Raw genomic sequence first — 18,732 nt, 5'->3', positions numbered from 1 at the left:
TTTTACAAAGGCAAAGCGAAACTCCAGGAGAGACAGCGCAATCGTGGCTGCCTGAACGTCCTACACGCTTGGGCGGATGGCGAAAAGTGCAACGATGCCACAGGCTCGCGCCAAGGTGGCGTGCGATGGCGCCCTAGGCGAAATTTGGCCACAAGCGAATTCGGCGCATTGCGGTAAAATACGCCTTACACCTCCAATCTGAAGCGGATCGGAAATGCTTGGATCCGCTTCTCTTTTTTGAAGGTGGTCCGCGGCGAAGCATCGCCTGATTAGCCGGCGCGGTGAAGGCTCGCCGCAAGCGGCTTCGAATCGGTAAGCTCCGCATCGGACGCGACACGGTTACGCCCGCCTCGTTTGGCCGCGTAGAGCGCGGCATCTGCCCTATTGAACAATTCCTCCCAGGAACGCTCCGCGCCGCTGGCGGTGGCAAGCCCGATGCTGATGCTGACAGCTACGCTTTGCCCGTTGCTCACGACCCGCAGCTCTTCCACGGCGCGGCGCAGCGTCTCGGCGATTGCAAACGCCTGTGTCTCGCTTGTCAGCGGGAGATAGAGCCCGAATTCCTCGCCTCCGAGACGCGCGAAGCTGTCGCCCCTGCGCAGGTTCTTCCTGACCAGATCGGCGAAGGCGACGAGCACCTGATCACCCGTATGATGACCGTAGCGGTCGTTGATACGCTTGAAATGGTCCAGGTCCATGACGAGGAGGCAATCGCCCTGCCAGCTCGCCTGAGGCAGTTGCGCCAGAAACCAGCGCCGGTTGCCGACGCCGGTCAGCGCATCGGTATCGGCAGACCGGCGAAGCTCTGCTTCCGCCCGCTCCTTGACGAGCACGAGGGCGAAGAGCGCGATGGCGAAGTGGCAGATGATCGAGAGAAAGAAGGCGTAGGTCGTGGTGATCGGCACGATGCCGGGCTTGAGGAGGCCAATGACCACCGCGAGGCAAAGGCAGGCCCCGACGGCCATGGCGGCCGCCAGCATGGCGCGCGCCGGCAGCGGCTCCTTCGAGCGATCGGCGATGACGGCGACAGCCGAAGCCGCGAGGAAAAGAAAGGCGGCGGCGTTGAAGACGCTGGCCCTGACGACGTTGACGACATGGAAATCCGTGGCGAGACCGATGAGCGCGCCGGCAAGCGGCACAAGTAGCGCCAGCCAGTCCGCCAGACGGCGCCGGCCGCCGCTGAGGCGGCGCACGCCGATCCAGAACAGGGCATATCCGCCGATCCCGAGCGTGAAGCTGGAAAGCCTCCACAGAGTGGGCGGCAACAGCTTTTGCTCGCCATAGCCCGCGAGCGTCGAGGCGAGCGCCAGGAAGAGGAAGCCGCTCGCCAGGATACCAAGCCCTTCGTCCCGCGGCGATTGCCAGCGCGCATAGAGGAAGCAGAAGAAGCCGATCAGGAAAGACGACTTGTGAAGCAACAGAACGGTGGCAAGGTCGAGTTGGGCAGTCATTGGATCGCTCGGGCGGGCTTGGGGGCGCGCAGGGCACGAAAGCGCGCCGGTTCGCTCTATCCACAATGGATTTAGCGATTCCTAAATTCGTATGACAAATAGGCATTCTTGTCCCAACTCGGGACGATTCGATCGTTTGCCAACGCAATCGAGTGATCTACGGCGATGTTAGCCTGCAGATCTGCGATCACGAACAGATTGAAAAAAAGGAGAATGACGCTTCCGCCTCAATGAATGGTCGGAGTGGAGAGATTCGAACTCCCGACCCTCTGGTCCCAAACCAGATGCGCTACCAGACTGCGCTACACTCCGTGCCAACGGCGCCGGAGATACACGCTTCGCAGCAGGGCTGCAACAGCAAAATTTCCCAATGCCTCATCTTAGACTGGGACAAACCCAAAAGTTCGCTCATCTCCGACTGAAAGCCAAATTTATCCGGCCAAAAGTCATTCCGTTTTAAATCATTCTGCGTTATGGGAAGACGGAATGCTGGCGCCCGTGAATGTTGCCAGCGAAAGTATGGAGCCGTTCGAAACCATGTCCGCAAAGATCTATCGTCCAGCAAAGACCGCCATGCAGTCTGGCAAGGCCAAGACGAATCTGTGGGTGCTGGAGTTCGATCAGGAAAAGCCGCGCACCATCGACCCGATCATGGGCTACACAAGCTCCGGCGACATGAAGCAGCAGCTGCGGCTGACCTTCGAAAACGCCGAGCAGGCGATCGCATACGCCGAGCGAAACGGCATCGAATACCGCGTCATCGCGCCGAAGGAAGCGACCCGCAAGAGCGTGTCCTATCCGGACAACTTCCGTTTCAACCGGATGCAGCCCTGGACCCACTAAGGTCCTTCAGCCGCATTCGACGGGCACAGCCCGGGACGGCCCCTTAGCTCAGTTGGATAGAGCACCTGCCTTCTAAGCAGGTTGTCGCAGGTTCGAATCCTGCAGGGGTCGCCAATAATTTCAAGAACTTAGAAGCTTTTTTGGGAATTCGAAAGAAGCTCGTTTACAGCTTCCTATTGCCGATAGCCGAATGCGTCGGCCTGGTGATCTCTCATCCGCGAAACGGCACTGTCGCTGGCCCGTTGTCTCCCGGTAGATTTGTTCGTCCGCCGTGAGCGGCAGATCTCCGGTACGCCACCACGCGGCGGATAAGTCCGGCGGTTCGCGCCGCACCACTCAAGGAAAGCTACGCGCTCGTTTCCGGAAGCAGGAAAGAAGCGCGGTAACAGGCTTGAACAAGAGCCTGTGGCCCTTGGTGAACATGCGGCCCGGACGATGGATCGTCAGTGCGTAGAGATACGAGCGCTTTCCTTGCAGGTAGGACCGGAATTTCTGCACCACTTGACGTCGTGCATCGTTCTGTCGAGCCCGCTTTGCGTCCGTGAGACTGAGATGTTGCGTGACCAGGCTTTCTTCGCAACCAACGATCAGTCCGCCTTCCAAGGCAAAGCGAACAGCCCATTCGCGATCGACGGCCCTGCGGAAATCCTCATCGAAGGCGAACTTGCGCAAGGTCGACACGCGGGTGAGCATGGTGCAGGTACCGACCCTTCCGTCGCCGGGCAGAGGATCGTCGCAGAGGAGATGGAGCGCGACCGCGTCGCCACCCACTGGCTGCGCGGTGCCCATGGCGCTGAGGCTCCTCGTCTTGCCGTCGGAGATCACGCGCCTCCTGCAATAGACCGAGATAGGAGCCGCATGCCGTTCTTCCGCCGCAAGCAGCTTTGCGACCTGGACCTTCAAACGCTCTGGTGCATTTTCGTCGTCCGAATCGAGGAACGCCAGGATTTCGCCGGTTGCTTCGCGTGCGAGCGTATTGCGCGCGCCAGCGTTGCCCTTGTTGTTACTATGGCTAACCAGTCTTACCCGCGAATCCTGCTGGCTGACGGTCTGCACGATGGCAGCGGAGCGATCGGTGGAGACGTCGTCACAGACCAGGATCTCCAGGTCATCCCAGTCCAGTTGCCTGGCGGATAAGAGCGTCCGCTCGATCGTCTCTTCGGCGTTGTAGCAACATATCGCAAGTGTTACGCGCATCGATGCCTGTTCCTATTGCGATCTGTGCTGGTTCAGCGGCAGTCCCGTCATCGCCGGCATGTTTCCGGATGAAGGCTAACTCTGATTGTTTGTTTTGCCCGACGAACCAACCATGCGGACAGGAACGGCATTCGGCTCCAGATATGAGCTGTCTGAGCGCACGAAGAGCACGTCGACAAGGCGATTGTGCGATCGATGGGGGATGACATCGGCGACTTCGAAGCCTTGCTCTGCCATGTATGCGACAAGTTCCGAAAACCGATAGCTACCTTCAAACCGGCGACGAAGGCTTGCCTCTGTGAAGACGAATTGCGTCTCCCGAAGCGTTTTCTCGGCTCCCTTGAGAACATCAAGGTCAAAGCCTTCGGTGTCCACCTTCAATCCGAATGGGCCCTTGTAGCCCTTGTTTACCAGAAGTTCGTCGAGGGGATAAATCTGTATCTCGACCGTCTTTTCCGGCTGCCGCTTCCAGTCCCTGCGTTTCATCAGGCTTGAGGAGGGGCCTTCCAGGGAAAGGGTTGCTACGCCCTTGGCAGAGCCTGCGCCCGATGGAATGTAGTCAAAATTCAGGCCCTTTACGCTGTCTGCGGCCTTCTCCATCGTATCTGGCTGCGGATCGATCAGGACGAACTTTTTGTCCTTGAACAGTTCGTAGAACACCGGGCTGCCTTGATAAACGCCAACGTCGATGAATGTATTGATATCGAACCCGTAGCGCTTCAGGTACGCAGCAGAGTAACGCTCCTCGGAAACATGGAAACCTTGTCGCGTTAGCATCGAGGCGGCTGAGCGAAGCACCCGATTGAACAGCTTTCCCTTGGTCATAGTCCCCTCGGCAATTGCAATTTTCTCCAGACGAAACGCCTGGCCAAGTTGATGTCGTACTGGCTTAGATTTTGAGGCAGTTGTCCGGCATGTAGAACACGGACGTCCGCCATGGCCGGCCGTTCACCGGTCCGAAGCCGTCGAAGTCGAGGCGGCGATAGCCGGTGTTGATCAGCAGGTCGTATCCCTCCTGGTACCTCTCGCGTTCGCTGTTGTCCCAGATGATTGCGGACGGCCTCTGCTTCAGGTTCATCGTCGCCTTGGCACAATTCACGCGATCGCGGCCGTCTATGACAACAACGTCGAACGCGGTGTCCTGGTGGCGTGTCACCTCGGTGGAGTAGTCGCCCCCCTCTACCAATTCGCGATAGTTGTAAGTTACATTGGCCGGCGATTGCTTGGAGATCAGCTCGAACCAGTCGCGGTCATGTTCGACGCTGACCACCGACTTCGCCTTGCGGCTCCACCAAAGTGTGGAGTTGCCGCTGCCATACTCGAAAACGCGTAAGTCAGCCAGTTGCCGGGTGCCGAGAAAATGCAACATCGGGTAGGTGTACCAGGGGCATGGTTCTCCGTCGGCGGTCATCGGCTTGTGCTGTTTTGCACTCTCCAACCAGCCCATCTGCCTCGCGCTTTCGACGAACTTCGGGAAGAAGTCGCGCGGGATATCCGGAGTCTCCCAAAGAAGCAGGTCGAGTTTCTGCTCGATCTTTGGAATGCGGCCGATGAGCTTTGTCGCTTTTACGAAGTTCTTCATCGCGCCCAGCATCATAGTCTCCCTCAGTTGCGGACATGCTTAATGGCTTATATGTTTTGTTAGCGCAAGCGGTTGAAACGCGGATCCGGCGAGCGTCGAAGTCCGGCAGGCGCACAGCTTGAACTGCAGGTGTAACGCCGTTTCCTCCCGAGCAACGCGTCCCTTCGTCGACCTGCCGAGGCGCTGGACGTCGGGGCAGTGGCGCTACGATTCCGCAAAATCACATAAAAAAACGGGCCGGCGGATGGTTTCCGACCGGCCCGTTCCGGCAAAAGGCGGAAAGGGGAACGTCTCTGCGCGGGGCTGCAGCGCCGCGCGTAGGGAGATCGATACGGTCTGATAATGCCCGAAAGGCAGCATTGGAATTGACATTTCCCGCTTGAAATTTGACATTTCCCGCATGCCTTCCGATGGACGTCTACAATCTGTGATCGAAGTTTCCGTCGTTATCCTGCCGGAGTCGTCGATCATGTCGCTTGCCTCAGTGCTGGACCCGATGCGCGCCGCAAACCGTATCTCGGGGCGCGAGGTGTTTCGTTGGCGGCTGCTCTCGGCCGATGGCAAGCCGGTAGCCCTGACCTGCGGCGTGCCGATTGCGGTCGAGGGCACACTTCGCCCGCCGCTTGCCGGCGACGCGCTGCTGGTGATCGGCGGCTTCAACCTTGATCGTCACGCCGGCAAGAAATTCATCGGTGCATTGCAGGAGTGCTCGCGCCATTTCGATATCGTCGCCGGCATCGAATCGGGCTGCTGGCTGCTCGGCCGCAGCGGTCTGCTCAATGGCCGCAAGGCGACAGCGCATTGGGAGGAGCTTGAGGATTTCAGCCAGGCCTTTCCGGAGTTGACGGTGCTTGGCGACCGGTTCGTCATCGACGGCAAGTTCTGGACCTCGGGCGGCGCTTCGCCGACCTTCGACATGATGCTGCATTGGATCACCCAGCGGCTAGGGTCTGCACTGGCGCTCGATGTCGCCAGCATCTTCGTCTACGACCAGACGCATAGTGCAGCCGACGTGCAGCCCTATGTTTCGCTCGGGAGGATCGAGACGCGCGACCCGAAGCTCGCCGAGGCCATCCGCCTGATGGAACGCACCCTGGAGCGTCCCTTGACGATCGCCGCGTTGACGAAGCGGCTGTCGATCTCGCAGCGCAAGCTGGAGTTGCTGTTTGCGCGCGGACTATCGACGAGTCCCGGCGCCTATTACCTACGCCTGCGTCTTCAGTTCGCCCATCGGCTGGTGCGCGACTCCGCTAGCCCGATCCGCGAGATTGCCCTTCGATGCGGTTTCGACAGCCTGTCTGCATTTTCGCGCGCCTATAGCCGCGAGTATGGAATGAGCCCGCTGAAGATGCGACTGGCCCGCAGAGGAGCGGAAGCATAGGCAGCGCCGTCAGGCACGCGACTATTGGGAAGGCCGGGGTGAGGGGCCCGCGAATTGCTCACGGCATAGCCGATCCGGATTGTTCGCGTGTTTTGAGGCAACCGCGCAGACGGCACCCGCTGATGCGTCCCCATCATGCATGGAGTGCGACGTCGTTCCGCACGCCCGGCGTCGCCGGGCCGCATCCGGCCGGGCGCAGTCGCGGGGTCATTATGCCCTAATGAACCGTTTGTGGCGGCTCGTCGGTAAAGGCTTGGATGCCGTCGCGCTGGACCGTGGCGATAAACTCCTCGAAAGCTTCCCTGTCGGTCGGGAAGGGCTCCTCCCATGTCGTAGAGAAGCCTTCCTCGTCGATGACCTCGAGGGTCCAGTCGCGATTCGTGCCCGCCTCCCGGTAGATCCGCAATTCCACGACGACGCCATCGTCACTGAATTGGCCGGAAAATTCCGAAAACTCGTAGTTCTGTTCTTCGTCAGTCATGTCTGAAGTGTAACACGCTTGCTTGAGGACGTCCTGCCATGTTCGGCCTCGACGATATTGCTCGCAGCTTCAGCCGGGCACACAGGCGCATTCGCCGGCCTCCACGAAGGTTTGGACCGGGGATGCGCCTGTCACCTTGGCGAATGGTCTTGCTGTTACCGGCAGCGGGCTTCGTAGCGGCGGCCATAGCGGTCGCGATAGATGCAATAGCCCTGGCGCTCCTGGGAGCGTCCGATCAGGTTGCCGATAACGCCACCGGCGACCGCGCCGATTGCCGCGCCGCCCCAGCTGTCGCTGACCGCGCCACCAATGATCGCACCGGTGCCGGCGCCGATCGCCGTGCCTTTCTCGGTCTGCGTGCAGGAAGCAAGCGTACCAATCATCAAAACCGCAATGATAAGCTTTCTCATGCCTTCACCCCTTTGCTCGATACCAAACTGGGCAGTTCACCGCCTTGCATCCTCAGCGTGAGCCTCAGCATCTACTCAACGCGTCGAATTGTCGATAGCACGGAATGCAACAGGCGAAGATACGGCGGGGTTCGCTCCAAAAAGTGTAGAGGATGGGCTCGCATGGCGATGCATTTTGATGTCCAAGGACACCAGCAAGCGATTGATTTCGATGGGGTTTGCGTGGTGAGCGCGCAGGGATTCGAACCCTGGACCTACTGATTAAAAGTCAGTTGCTCTACCGGCTGAGCTACGCGCTCCCTGGCCGCGGCGGTGAAGCCCGGCGGAAGTGGCCGGACATATGCACGCGTGTTTCCCCCCGGTCAACCGAAAAATTGCGGGTTTTGCGAAGAAACGGTGCATGGCGCAATGATCGCCAAAAGGTGATTGGTATCATCATGATCCTGCGGCTAAGGAATGGCCCAAATGCCGCGTGCCGGAGTTCTTGCCGTTGTCGATCGCCGATATTTCCATCTGGACCGCCGTCCTTGCCGGCGCCCTTTCGTTCCTTTCTCCCTGCGTTCTGCCGCTCGTACCGCCCTATCTCTGCTATATGGCGGGCGTCTCGGTCGATCAGTTCCGCAGCGGTGATGCGGCGACCATCGGCAGCACGAGACGCGCTGTCTTGCCGGCAGCCCTGTTGTTCACGCTCGGTTTTGCCACCGTCTTCGTGGCGCTCGGGGCGGGGGCCTCGTCGATCGGCATGCTGCTTCGGCAGCATATGGACCTGCTGTCGCGCGTCGGCGGCGTGATCATAATCATCATGGGCCTGCATTTCCTTGGCGTGTTCAAGATCGGGCTGCTCGCGCGGGAAGCGCGATTCCAGGGCGGCGGCAAGCCGGCGACGCTCTCAGGCGCCTACATCATGGGTCTTGCCTTTGCCTTCGGCTGGACGCCCTGCATCGGCCCGGTACTCGGCACGATCCTCGGCGTTGCTGCCGCACGTGACACCGTGTCCGACGGCGCAATGCTGCTGGCGATCTATTCACTGGGCCTTGCCGTGCCGTTCTGGATCGCGGCTGCGTTTTCCGGCTCTTTCATGCGCTTCCTCCTCCGCTTCCGTCGCCATCTCGGTCTGATCGAAAAGCTGATGGGCGGCCTTCTGGTGCTGGCGGGCCTGGCTTTTCTCTTCGGCTTCATCAGTTCCGTCGCCATCTGGTTCCAGACGACCTTCCCGATCCTGATGAAAATCGGCTAGGGCATACCCTCGTATTTTAGAATCACTTTTCGGCTTAACCGGCCTAATCGTCAGGCCGGTTCGTGCGCTAGGCGTGCGGGCGTCGGCGCGGGAAGGTGAAGGATGCGAGGGACAAGATGACGGAAATCGCGGGCCTGGTGCTGCCGTTCTTCGGCCTGATCTTCCTCGGCTATCTGACGGCGCGCTTCGTCCACCATCCGGGCGAGGCGATGGGGTGGCTGAACACCTTCATCATCTACCTCGCGCTGCCGGCGCTGTTCTTCAAGCTCGTCTCGCGCACGCCGATTGAACAGCTGGCGCGTGCCGACTTCATCCTGACCACCGTCGGGGCGACCTACATCGTCTTTTCGCTGATCTTCCTCATCGGGGTTTATGTCAGGCGAAACTCCATTGCCGAGGCGACGATCCAGGGTTTTGGCGCTGCTTATGGCAATATCGGCTACATGGGGCCTGGCCTTGCGCTCCTGGCGTTGGGCGATGCCGCTGCCGTACCGGTGGCGCTGATCTTCAGCTTCGAAAACGCCGCGCATTTCGCGGTCGCACCGGCGATGATGGCGATATCAGGCGGCCGGCAGGAAAAGCCGCTGGCGCTTGCAGCCAGCGTCGCGCGCAAGATCATTCTGCACCCGTTCATCCTGGCCACACTTGCCGGTGTGGTCGCCGCCTTTTTCGCCGTGCAGCCGCCAGTTCCGGTTCAGCGGCTGATCGATTATCTCGCCCAGTGTGCGGCGCCCTGCGCGCTCTTTGCCATGGGGGTGACGCTGGCGCTGCGCCCAATCAAGCGCATTCCCGTCGAGATCGGCTACATCGTCCCGGCGAAGCTGCTCTTGCACCCGCTCGTGATGTTCACGGCTATGAGCCTGACGGGGAATTATGATCCGGTCTGGGTGCAGACGGCGGTACTGCTCGCAGCCCTTCCGACGGCGACGAACGTCTTCGTTATCGGCCATCAATATGGTGTGTGGCAGGAGCGAGCCTCGGCGACGATCCTCATCACGACGACACTGTCGGTCGCAACGGTGACCGGCCTGCTTTACCTGATCCGTTCAGGCGCTCTTCCGCCCGATCTTTTCCCTTAAGCCTTCCTTGAAGGCGTTGAGCGCGCTGCCGGGGTGCACGCCTTCGCGCATCAGCAGGCTGCGGAGCGGCCCAACCGCGGAAAGCACGTGCAGCCCCAGCGCGCGCAGCGCCTGCACCGGCAGGAAGCCGGAGAGCAGCGAGCGGTTGAGCAGATCCACACTTGCGGTGCGGCTGATGATGTCCGGCCGGCGGCGGCTGTCGAAGCGGTCACCGATATCGCCGGCAAGCGGCTCGCCGCTGGATACACCGATGATATCGACGAGCGTCATCACATCGCGAAGGCTAAGGTTGAGCCCCTGAGCGCCGATCGGCGGGAAGGCGTGCGCTGCTTCGCCAAGAAGCACGGCGCGGCCCTTGCCGAAGCGCTGGGCGGTCATGCCCGAGAGCGGGAAGGATTGCGGCGTGCCCTCGACGGTTACCTTGCCGAGGATTGATTGCATCCGGTCTTCGACGGCGCGGGAGAGTGCCGCGAGATCCAGCGTCAGCGTTTGTGCGGCATCCTCGGGTTTGCGGACCCAGACCAGGCTGGAGCGGTTGCCCGGCAGGGGCACTTGCGTGAAGGGACCGCTTTCGGTGTGGAATTCGGTCGAGATGTTCTGGTGCGGCAGCTCGTGCGCAAAGTTCAAGACGACCGCCGTCTGCGGATAGGACCAGGTGCTGACGGAGATCTTCGCGGCTTCGCGCACCGGCGACCGACGACCATCGGCGCCGACGATGAGATAGGCGCTGCATTGCCTGCCGTTTGCAAGCTCGATCGTTGCGACAGCGTCCGAAAGTTCAAAGCCGATCGCCGACGTGGTGATGCGTGTCAGCGTCGGGCTCTCTTCGGCGCGGTGGCAGAGAATATCGATGAAGGGCGCATTGGGGATATTGTAGCCGAAGGCGTCGAGCCCGACTTCCGAGGCACGGAAGTTGACCGGTGGCGCCCGCAGCAACCGGTTGGTGCCGTCGAGGATACGCATGGTCGAAAGCGGAGCCGTCAGCGGCTCGACCTTTTCCCAAAGGTTGAGCGTCTTCAGATACTCGATCGATTGGTCCATCAGCGCGGTGGTGCGTCCGTCGGCAACCGCCGGCTCCGGTCCGATCAAGGCCACGCGGTAGCCCGCATCGGCAAGCGCGATGGCCGCAAGCGATCCGGCAAGGCCCGCACCGATAATGGCGATGTCGAAGTGGTCCATGATGCAAAAGCCCTTTCGCGCAAGCTGTGAGGCGTCTTGGCCCAGCCTCGATCATACCTCTAGTCGCCGGCGCATGCGAAATAAATGGGTAGAATCAGCGCAGAAGCAATTTGCAGGTGTCCACAGGACAATGGGGCGAGGGGAGGCTGTAATACTTGAATTTTAGTGGCGATGCGTTGCAAAGGGTGCATATTACGGGCAACGCGCCGCACAGCGGTCGAGGCGGGTCAAGGCCCGCACGGGGAAAACAGCAGGGGTGGGCGGCGTCCGCAGATGAAGTTCTTTAACTATAGACGAGTTCCCTACGCCGAGATTCGCGCCTTTTCCGTGCATATCTTGACCGCCTCGGGGTCGTTTCTCGCCTTCCTGGGTGTCGTGGCTGCGGCCGAGCATCGCTTCGTCGACATGTTCTGGTGGCTGGGGCTGGCGCTGCTCGTCGACGGCATCGACGGGCCGATCGCCCGCAAGGTGCGCGTCAAGGAAGTGCTGCCCAACTGGTCGGGCGATACGCTCGACAACGTCATCGACTATGTGACCTATGTGCTGTTGCCTGCCTTTGCGCTTTACCAGAGCGGCATGATCGGCGAGCCCTGGTCCTTCGTGGCGGCCGGCGCGATCGTGGTTTCGAGCGCGATCTACTATGCCGATATGGGCATGAAGACGGACGAATACTTTTTCTCCGGTTTCCCCGTCGTCTGGAACATGGTCGTCTTCACATTGTTCGTCATTCAGGCGAGCGAGCTGACCGCGTCGATCGTCGTTTTCGTGTCGGTGGTCTTGACCTTCCTGCCGATCAACTTCCTTCATCCGGTTCGCGTCCAGCGCTTGCGACCGCTGAACCTCGGCATCTTCCTCTTGTGGTCGGCGCTCGGCATCTATGCGCTGCTCCTGCATTTTGCGACGCCGGCATGGGTCGTGACCGGCTTCGTCGTCACAGGCATCTATCTCTACGTGATTGGCTTCGTGCTGCAGATTTTCCCAAGTCTCGGCCGGAAATAGGAGCAGGCAATGGCACAGGCGATTGTGGTACGCGAACTCGGAGGACCAGAGGTCCTGAAGCTCGAAGGCGTGACACTCTCGCCGCCGGGGCCGGGTGAGGTACAGATCCGGCAGGTGGCCGTCGGCCTCAATTTCATTGACGTCTACTTCCGCACCGGCCTCTACAAATCGGCTTTGCCCTTCGTGCCGGGCAAGGAAGGTGCCGGCATCGTCACTGCGGTTGGCGACGGAGTCAGCCTGTTTTCCGTCGGTGATCGCGTCGCCTATGCCTCGGCCGATGGTGCCTATGCGAGCGAGCGCAACGTCGATGCTGCGCAGTTGGTGAAGGTGCCCGACGGCATCAGCCTCGAGACTGCGGCTGCGATGATGCTGAAAGGCATGACGGCACAATACTTGCTCAACCAGACCTATCAGGTCGGTCCGGGCACGACGATTCTCTTCCATGCTGCAGCCGGCGGCGTCGGGCTGATTGCCGGCCAATGGGCGAAGGCGCTTGGCGCGACCGTTATTGGCACAGCGGGCTCGCAGGACAAGATCGATCTGGCGCTGGCGCATGGCTACGACCACGTGATCAACTACCGCACCGACAATTTCGTCGCGCGGGTCAAGGAATTGACCGACGGCCGGGGCGTTGATGTCGTCTACGATTCCGTCGGGCGCGACACTTATCCGGCGTCGCTGGATTGCATCAAGCCGCGCGGCCTCTGGGTCAGCTTCGGCAATTCGTCCGGACCGGTGGAGGCTTTTAGCATCGGCATCCTGGCGCAGAAGGGATCGCTTTTTGCGACACGCCCGACACTCTTTGGTTATGTTGCCACGCGGCCTGCGCTGGAAGCGTGTGCAAATTCCCTGTTTGATATTGTGCAAAGCAACAAAGTGCGTATCAATATAAATCAGACTTATCCGCTGGCCGATGCGGGGCGAGCGCATACGGATCTCGAGACAAGAAAAACAAGTGGAACAACACTGCTGATTCCGTGATCGAAGCCTTAAGGCGGACGCGGATCAACAGAGGGGAAAGAGGGCAGCGTGCCTGTTGAGGGAGTAGCGGCGAACGGTCATCTATTGGCTGTGAGCAACCTGACGAAATTGTTTGGCAGCTTCGCGGCCTGCAATGGGATCAACCTGCAGATTGAACCGGGCGAAATTCACGCCCTTCTCGGCGAAAACGGCGCCGGAAAATCGACCCTGGTGAAGATGCTGTTCGGCGTATTGGCGCCGACGGCAGGCGAGATCCTCTGGCAGGGCCAGAGCGTGCGCATCGCCAATCCCGCGGCTGCGCGCAAGCTCGGAATCGGTATGGTTTTCCAGCATTTTTCGCTGTTCGAGGCGCTGACGGTCGCCGAGAACATCGCGCTTTCCATGGATGCGAACATCTCGCTGGCGAGGGTAGCGGAAGAGGCGTCGCGCCTGTCGCATGCGTACGGCCTTCCGCTCGACCCCAAGGCGCATGTGGCGGATCTCTCGGTCGGCGAGCGCCAGCGCATCGAGATCGTGCGCGCGCTCTTGCAGAACCCGCGCCTCATCATCCTCGACGAGCCGACCTCGGTGTTGACGCCGCAGGAAGCCGACCGCCTGTTCGAAACGCTCTACAAGTTGAAGGCGGAGGGGCGCTCGGTTCTCTATATCAGCCACCGGCTCGAAGAGGTGCAGCGCATCTGCGACCGCGCCACGGTGTTGCGTCACGGCAAGGTAACGGGCGCCTGTGATCCGAAGACGGAGACCCCGTCGTCGCTGGCGCGCATGATGGTTGGCGGTGACGTCGCGGCGGTGACGGCCGAAGGCACCAGCGCCAAGGGCCAGGTGCATCTGGAAGCGCGGCACTTGACCGTGCCGGCTCGCACACCCTTTGCCGTTTCGCTGAAGAACATCTGTCTCAAGGTGCATGCCGGCGAGGTGCTGGCGATTGCCGGTGTTGCCGGCAACGGCCAGGGCGAACTGTTCGATGCGCTCTCGGGCGAGTACCCGGTTGCCGACGATAATGCGGTGCAGATCCGCCAGAAGCCGGTCGGCAACCGCAACATCAATGCGCGCCGCCTGATGGGCGCGGGCTTCGTTCCCGAGGAGCGCCACGGCCATGCCGCGGTATCGGCGTTGCCGCTTTCGGACAATCTCGTGCTTGCCCGCAGCCGTTCGGACGCCAAGGCGTTTCTCGGCGGCGGCTTCCTCAAGATCATCCGTCGCGATGCGGTGACGAGCGCCACGAAGCGCATCTCCGAGGCGATGGACGTGCGCAAGAGTGGTGAGGATCCGCCGGCCGGCTCGCTTTCCGGCGGCAACCTGCAGAAGTTCATCGTCGGGCGTGAGCTCGACCGTCAGCCGAGCGTGCTCGTCGTCAATCAGCCCACCTGGGGCGTCGATGCGGGTGCTGCGAGCCGCATCCGCCAGGCGCTCGTCGACCTCGCCAAGGCCGGCTCTGCCGTGCTCGTCATCAGCCAGGACCTCGACGAAATCTTCGAAGTGGCGACGGAGATCGCCGTCATCAGCGACGGAAAGCTATCCGATCCCTATCCGGCAAAAGAGCTTTCGCGCGAAAAGATCGGCCTGCTGATGGGCGGCATGTACGGCAAGACGGAAGGCACGGAGGCCGCACATGCGCATTGAACTGGAAAAGCGCGCCAAGGTCTCGACGCTGTTTTCGATCCTGTCGCCGTTCATCGCCTTCCTGCTGACGATCGTCTTCGGCGGCATCATGTTTGCGCTTCTCGGCAAGAATCCGGTCATGGCGCTCTACAGCTTTTTCGTCGAGCCCTTGAGCGAGGTCTGGTCGCTGCACGAGCTGGCAATCAAGGCAGCGCCCCTGATCCTGATTGCCGTCGGGCTTTCGGTCTGTTTCCGCTCCAACAACTGGAACATCGGCGCCGAGGGCCAGTTCATCATTGGCGCGATTGCCGGCTCGATCCTGCCGGTGGTCTTTTATGACTGGCAGTCGCCGCTGGTGCTGCCGCTAATGATGCTGATGGGCATGCTCGGTGGTGCGCTGTTTGCCGCCATCCCCGCCTTCCTAAAGGCGCATATGAACACCAACGAGATCCTGACGAGCCTGATGCTGGTCTATGTCGCCCAGCTCTTTCTCGACTGGCTGGTGCGTGGACCCTGGCGCAATCCGGGCGGCATGAATTTTCCGGAGACGCGCACCTTCGCCGTCGATGCGATCCTGCCGGAAATGCTTGCTTCCGGGCGCACCCACTGGGGCTTCGCCTTCGCCATCATTGCCGCGATCCTCGTCTGGTTCATGATGCGTTACACGCTGAAGGGCTTCGAGATTTCCGTGCTTGGCCAATCGGAGCGGGCAGGGCGCTTTGCCGGTTTCTCCTCGCGCAAGATGATCTGGTTCTCAATGCTGCTTTCGGGCGCCTTTGCCGGTCTGGCCGGCATCTCCGAAGTCAGTGGCGCGATCCAGCAGCTGCGCCCGGTCATCTCGCCCGGCTACGGCTTCACCGCCATCATCGTTGCGTTCCTTGGCCGCCTCAATCCGCTTGGCATCGTCGCCGCCGGCCTGGTGCTGGCGCTCACCTATCTCGGCGGTGAGGCGGCGCAGCTGTCGATCGGCGTTTCCGAGAAGGTGACGCGCGTCTTCCAGGGTCTCCTGCTCTTCTTCGTGCTCTCCTGTGACACGCTCATCCACTATCGCATCAAGCTGGTCTTCGACCGATTGACCGCGACCAATAGCGAAGGGAGCCGCTGATGGGTATCGTCGAAGCGATTCTTCTGAGCGTCATCACTGCCGCAACGCCCCTGGTGTTGGCCGCGATCGGCGAACTGGTGACCGAACGGTCCGGCGTGCTGAACCTCGGCGTCGAGGGCATGATGATCATGGGGGCGGTCTCCGCCTTCGCGATTACCCAGATTACCGGTTCGCCCTATCTGGGCATGCTTGCCGGCATCGCCTGCGGCGCACTGTTCTCGCAGCTCTTTGCCTTCCTCACGCTGAGCCTGGTGGCAAACCAGGTGGCGACGGGCCTGGCTTTGACCCTGCTCGGCATCGGCGTCTCCGGCATGATGGGCGAGAGTTTCCTCGGCATGCAGGGCGTCAAGCTGCAGCCGATCGCGATACCGCTTCTCGCGGATATCCCCTATATCGGGCCGCTGCTCTTTCGGCAGGATATCATTTTCTATCTTTCGATCGCGATCGTCGCGGGCGTGCATTGGTTCCTGTTCAAGAGCCGTGCTGGCCTCAAGCTTCGCGCCGTCGGCGATAGCCACGCCTCCGCGCACGCGCTTGGCGTCAACGTCATTCGCACCCGCTATCTCGCCGTGATGTTCGGCGGCGCCTGTGCCGGGCTTGCCGGCGCGCAGCTGTCGCTCGTCTACACGCCGCAATGGGTGGAAAACATGTCGGCCGGTCGCGGCTGGATCGCACTGGCGCTGGTGGTCTTTTCGTCCTGGCGCCCCTGGCGGCTGGTGGCCGGTGGCTATCTCTTCGGTGCCGTATCGATCAGCCAGTTGCATGCGCAGGCCTTCGGCCTCGGCATTCCCTCGCAGCTCCTTTCGTCGCTCCCCTATGTCGCGACGATCGTCGTCCTCATTCTCATTTCGCATAACCGGCGCATGACCCTGATCAATACGCCGGCATCGCTCGGCAAACCGTTTGTGCCGGACCGATGATTGCAAGCATTTCATACTGACGTTTCTCAAACCGACAGAGGTCAAGAAAATGAAAAAACTACTGCTCGTTCTCGCAAGCTCCGCGGCAGCGATCGGCTTTGCCACCGGTGCAAGCGCCCAGGAGAAGGCCAAGGTCTGCTTCGTCTACGTCGGTGCCAAGACCGACGGCGGCTGGACCCAGGCGCACGACATCGGCCGCCAGGAGCTGGAAAAGGCGCTCGGCGACAAGATCGAGACGCAGTATCTCGAAAGCGTGCCGGAAGGCCCGGATGCCGAGCGCGCGATCGAGCGTCTCGCACGCTCGGGCTGCGGCCTGATCTTCACGACATCCTTCGGCTTCATGGACGCGACGATCAAGATCGCGCAGAAGTTCCCGGACGTGAAGTTCGAGCATGCGACCGGCTACAAGACCGCGCCGAACGTCGCGACCTACAACAGCCGCTTCTATGAAGGCCGCTACATCCAGGGCGTGATCGCCGCCAAGATGTCGCAAAAGGGCGTCGCCGGCTACATCGCCTCCTTCCCGATCCCGGAAGTTGTGATGGGCATCAACTCCTTCATCATCGGCGCGCGCTCGGTCAACCCGGACTTCAAGATCAAGGTCGTATGGGCAAACACCTGGTTCGACCCCGGCAAGGAAGCCGATGCTGCCAAGGCATTGGTCGACCAGGGCGTCGATATCCTGACGCAGCACACCGACACGACGGCACCGATGCAGGTTGCCGCCGAACGCGGCATCAAGGCCTTCGGCCAGGCCTCCGACATGATCAAGGCCGGCCCGGAAACGCAGCTGACGGCGATCGTCGATACCTGGGGCGCCTACTACATCAAGCGCACGCAGGCCTTCCTCGATGGCAAGTGGGAAACGACGTCGAGCTGGGACGGCCTGAAGGACGGCATCTTGACGATGGCGCCCTACACCAACATGCCTGACGACGTGAAGAAGCTCGCCGAGGACGCCGAAGCCAAGATCAAGTCGGGCGAACTGAAGCCCTTCACCGGCCCGCTGAAGAAGCAGGACGGCAGCGAGTGGCTTGCTGCAGGGGCGACGTCTGACGACGGCACGCTGCTTGGCATGAACTTCTACGTCGAAGGCGTCGACGATCAGCTGCCGAAGTAAGCAAGAGCCTACGAAACAGAATGCAAACCCCGCCATTTCGGCGGGGTTTGTCGTTTGGAAAACGCGTAAGGGTTGTTTCATCGTTCGGCGGTGCGCGGTTTACGGTTTTGCGGCCACCCTGGGGCTTTCCGGAATCGACTGTTCAAACTACATTCATTTGCGCAGGTTTAGGGGTGCCCCGCGTGCTCCGCACGAAGGCCTTGTGGCGCGTCGCGCCGTATGAAATCAGGCAGGGGAGTGCCTGGAGGAGATGGATTGAACAGGAGTTTGCTGGAAACCGTCGTGTCCGGCTCGCGCAAGCGCACGAGCCACGCACATGTTGTCGATCAACTCGGCAAGGCAATCATATCCGGCGAATTTCCGGTCGGCTCCATTCTTCCGGGTGATCCGGAACTTGCGGCACGCTTCAAGGTATCCCGAACTGTTCTGCGCGAAGCCATGAAGACGCTGGCCGCCAAGGGGCTGGTCGTGCCGCGTGCCCGCATCGGCACCCGCGTGACGCCGCGCAACGACTGGAACCTGTTCGACAACGACATCCTGACCTGGCACTTCGAATGCGGTGTCGACGAGGACTTCCTCTATCACCTCAGCGAAGTGCGCCTGGCCTTCGAGCCGCATGCGGCAGCACTTGCGGCGCGAAACGCGTCTGAGGCCGAAATCAGCCGCATGATGCGGCTCGCGGTTGCGATGGGCGAGGAGGGGCATAGCGCCGAGAGCCTCGCAAGCGCCGACCTGAAGTTCCACCTGGCTGTCGCCGAGGCCTCCGGCAACCCATTCATGCGCACGGTCGGCGGGCTGATCGAAGCGGCGCTGGTCGGTGTCTTCAAGCTGAGCTCTCCGGTCGCCGAAAAGGGCGGCATAGACGAGGTTGCCCGCAACCACATCCGTATCGTTGAGGAGATCGGCAGGCGTGACGAGGTCGGCGCACGGCTTGCCATGGAAAACGTGATCAAGATCGGGCGCGAGCGCGTTCGCAGCGCGCTGCAAAGTCGCAGTTGAGGCTGCCGCCGGTCGAGATTGTTCAACAAAACAGCGCTCGGCCCTTCCAATGTTCAGAAGATTGCAGCGATTTCATTGCTTGTGCTTGCTCGGATCGCGCGCTGGCCTTATTTGGTGAGGGCTCGCTCCTTGTGGAGCGGCTTTCGTCAACGGTGATCTGGAGACC

The 18,732-nt window shown here is 61.1% G+C and carries 19 protein-coding genes and 3 tRNA genes; 12 read left to right on the top strand and 10 right to left on the bottom strand.

The window, feature by feature from the left end; translation table 11 throughout:
* Window positions 1–269 precede the first annotated feature (269 nt).
* Window positions 270–1,451: a GGDEF domain-containing protein gene (locus IB263_RS22820; RefSeq protein WP_192439046.1), complete on the bottom strand. Its 1,182-nt coding sequence runs from the start codon at window positions 1,449–1,451 to the stop codon at window positions 270–272.
* Window positions 1,452–1,686: 235 nt separating this feature from the next.
* Window positions 1,687–1,763, bottom strand: a tRNA-Pro gene (locus IB263_RS22815).
* Window positions 1,764–1,988: 225 nt separating this feature from the next.
* Between IB263_RS22815 and IB263_RS22810 the strand changes: the two genes are divergently transcribed.
* Window positions 1,989–2,294 (top strand): ETC complex I subunit, encoded by a 306-nt coding sequence (locus tag IB263_RS22810; protein ID WP_034791376.1) that lies wholly within the window; start codon window positions 1,989–1,991, stop codon window positions 2,292–2,294.
* A 37-nt stretch (window positions 2,295–2,331) separates the two neighbouring features.
* A tRNA-Arg gene (locus IB263_RS22805) sits at window positions 2,332–2,408 on the top strand.
* Window positions 2,409–2,630: 222 nt separating this feature from the next.
* Here IB263_RS22805 and IB263_RS22800 read toward each other — a convergent pair.
* The 4 genes from IB263_RS22800 to IB263_RS22785 form a co-directional block, all read right to left on the bottom strand.
* Window positions 2,631–3,491 carry a glycosyltransferase family 2 protein gene (locus tag IB263_RS22800; RefSeq protein WP_112771647.1) on the bottom strand — a complete coding sequence of 287 codons (861 nt, stop codon included), beginning with the start codon at window positions 3,489–3,491 and terminating at the stop codon, window positions 2,631–2,633.
* Between the two features lie 75 nt (window positions 3,492–3,566).
* Window positions 3,567–4,316 carry an FkbM family methyltransferase gene (locus IB263_RS22795; RefSeq protein ID WP_192439045.1) on the bottom strand — a complete coding sequence of 250 codons (750 nt, stop codon included), beginning with the start codon at window positions 4,314–4,316 and terminating at the stop codon, window positions 3,567–3,569.
* 64 nt (window positions 4,317–4,380) lie between these two features.
* Window positions 4,381–5,085: an FkbM family methyltransferase gene (locus IB263_RS22790; RefSeq protein WP_192439044.1), complete on the bottom strand. Its 705-nt coding sequence runs from the start codon at window positions 5,083–5,085 to the stop codon at window positions 4,381–4,383.
* 192 nt (window positions 5,086–5,277) lie between these two features.
* A complete protein-coding gene (locus IB263_RS22785; RefSeq protein ID WP_162250998.1) occupies window positions 5,278–5,544 on the bottom strand; it encodes a hypothetical protein in 267 nt (88 codons plus the stop codon).
* Here IB263_RS22785 and IB263_RS22780 point away from each other — a divergent pair.
* Entirely contained in the window at window positions 5,474–6,454 is a 981-nt protein-coding gene (locus IB263_RS22780; RefSeq protein ID WP_060517404.1) for a GlxA family transcriptional regulator, read from the top strand. The two genes, IB263_RS22785 and IB263_RS22780, sit on opposite strands and share 71 nt — an antisense overlap.
* 217 nt (window positions 6,455–6,671) lie before the next feature.
* Here the strand turns inward: IB263_RS22780 and IB263_RS22775 are convergent, their stop codons facing one another.
* From IB263_RS22775 to IB263_RS22765, 3 genes are all read right to left on the bottom strand, one after another.
* Window positions 6,672–6,935, bottom strand: a complete 264-nt coding sequence (locus IB263_RS22775) for a hypothetical protein (protein WP_043623603.1) — start codon at window positions 6,933–6,935, stop codon at window positions 6,672–6,674.
* A gap of 155 nt (window positions 6,936–7,090) precedes the next feature.
* A complete protein-coding gene (locus IB263_RS22770) occupies window positions 7,091–7,345 on the bottom strand; it encodes a YMGG-like glycine zipper-containing protein (protein WP_192439043.1) in 255 nt (84 codons plus the stop codon).
* A gap of 223 nt (window positions 7,346–7,568) precedes the next feature.
* Window positions 7,569–7,644: transfer RNA gene (locus tag IB263_RS22765), tRNA-Lys, on the bottom strand.
* A gap of 191 nt (window positions 7,645–7,835) precedes the next feature.
* Between IB263_RS22765 and IB263_RS22760 the strand changes: the two genes are divergently transcribed.
* Window positions 7,836–8,582 (top strand): cytochrome c biogenesis CcdA family protein, encoded by a 747-nt coding sequence (locus IB263_RS22760; protein ID WP_060517043.1) that lies wholly within the window; start codon window positions 7,836–7,838, stop codon window positions 8,580–8,582.
* Window positions 8,583–8,698: 116 nt separating this feature from the next.
* Window positions 8,699–9,661, top strand: coding sequence for an AEC family transporter (locus tag IB263_RS22755; RefSeq protein WP_060517046.1), 963 nt, complete (start codon window positions 8,699–8,701; stop codon window positions 9,659–9,661).
* Here the strand turns inward: IB263_RS22755 and IB263_RS22750 are convergent.
* The gene (locus IB263_RS22750) at window positions 9,629–10,840 is read right to left on the bottom strand and encodes a UbiH/UbiF family hydroxylase (RefSeq protein ID WP_192439042.1); all 1,212 of its coding nucleotides are present in this window, start codon (window positions 10,838–10,840) and stop codon (window positions 9,629–9,631) included. The genes IB263_RS22755 and IB263_RS22750 overlap by 33 nt on opposite strands.
* 273 nt (window positions 10,841–11,113) lie before the next feature.
* Between IB263_RS22750 and pcsA the strand changes: the two genes are divergently transcribed.
* The 7 genes from pcsA (at window position 11,114) to IB263_RS22715 (ending at window position 18,566) form a co-directional block, all read left to right on the top strand.
* On the top strand, window positions 11,114–11,839 hold the full coding sequence (gene pcsA, locus IB263_RS22745) for a phosphatidylcholine synthase (RefSeq protein ID WP_034790952.1): 726 nt from the start codon (window positions 11,114–11,116) through the stop codon (window positions 11,837–11,839).
* Between the two features lie 9 nt (window positions 11,840–11,848).
* Entirely contained in the window at window positions 11,849–12,820 is a 972-nt protein-coding gene (locus IB263_RS22740; RefSeq protein WP_060517050.1) for a quinone oxidoreductase, read from the top strand.
* Window positions 12,821–12,868: 48 nt separating this feature from the next.
* Window positions 12,869–14,443 carry an ABC transporter ATP-binding protein gene (locus IB263_RS22735; RefSeq protein ID WP_192439041.1) on the top strand — a complete coding sequence of 525 codons (1,575 nt, stop codon included), beginning with the start codon at window positions 12,869–12,871 and terminating at the stop codon, window positions 14,441–14,443.
* On the top strand, window positions 14,433–15,527 hold the full coding sequence (locus IB263_RS22730) for an ABC transporter permease (protein ID WP_192439040.1): 1,095 nt from the start codon (window positions 14,433–14,435) through the stop codon (window positions 15,525–15,527). Before IB263_RS22735 ends, IB263_RS22730 begins: the two co-directional genes overlap by 11 nt.
* Window positions 15,527–16,447, top strand: a complete 921-nt coding sequence (locus IB263_RS22725; protein ID WP_043620304.1) for an ABC transporter permease — start codon at window positions 15,527–15,529, stop codon at window positions 16,445–16,447. The genes IB263_RS22730 and IB263_RS22725 overlap by 1 nt, the downstream gene beginning before the upstream one ends.
* 49 nt (window positions 16,448–16,496) lie before the next feature.
* Complete coding sequence (locus IB263_RS22720; RefSeq protein WP_034791380.1) at window positions 16,497–17,567, top strand: BMP family ABC transporter substrate-binding protein; 1,071 nt, start codon at window positions 16,497–16,499, stop codon at window positions 17,565–17,567.
* Between the two features lie 219 nt (window positions 17,568–17,786).
* Window positions 17,787–18,566 carry a FadR/GntR family transcriptional regulator gene (locus IB263_RS22715; RefSeq protein ID WP_051659212.1) on the top strand — a complete coding sequence of 260 codons (780 nt, stop codon included), beginning with the start codon at window positions 17,787–17,789 and terminating at the stop codon, window positions 18,564–18,566.
* The last annotated feature ends 166 nt before the right edge of the window (window positions 18,567–18,732 follow it).

Source organism: Ensifer sp. ENS03 (genome assembly GCF_014852035.1).
GTDB lineage: Bacteria > Pseudomonadota > Alphaproteobacteria > Rhizobiales > Rhizobiaceae > Ensifer > Ensifer adhaerens.
This window is presented reverse-complemented; position numbering and strand designations above follow the sequence as displayed.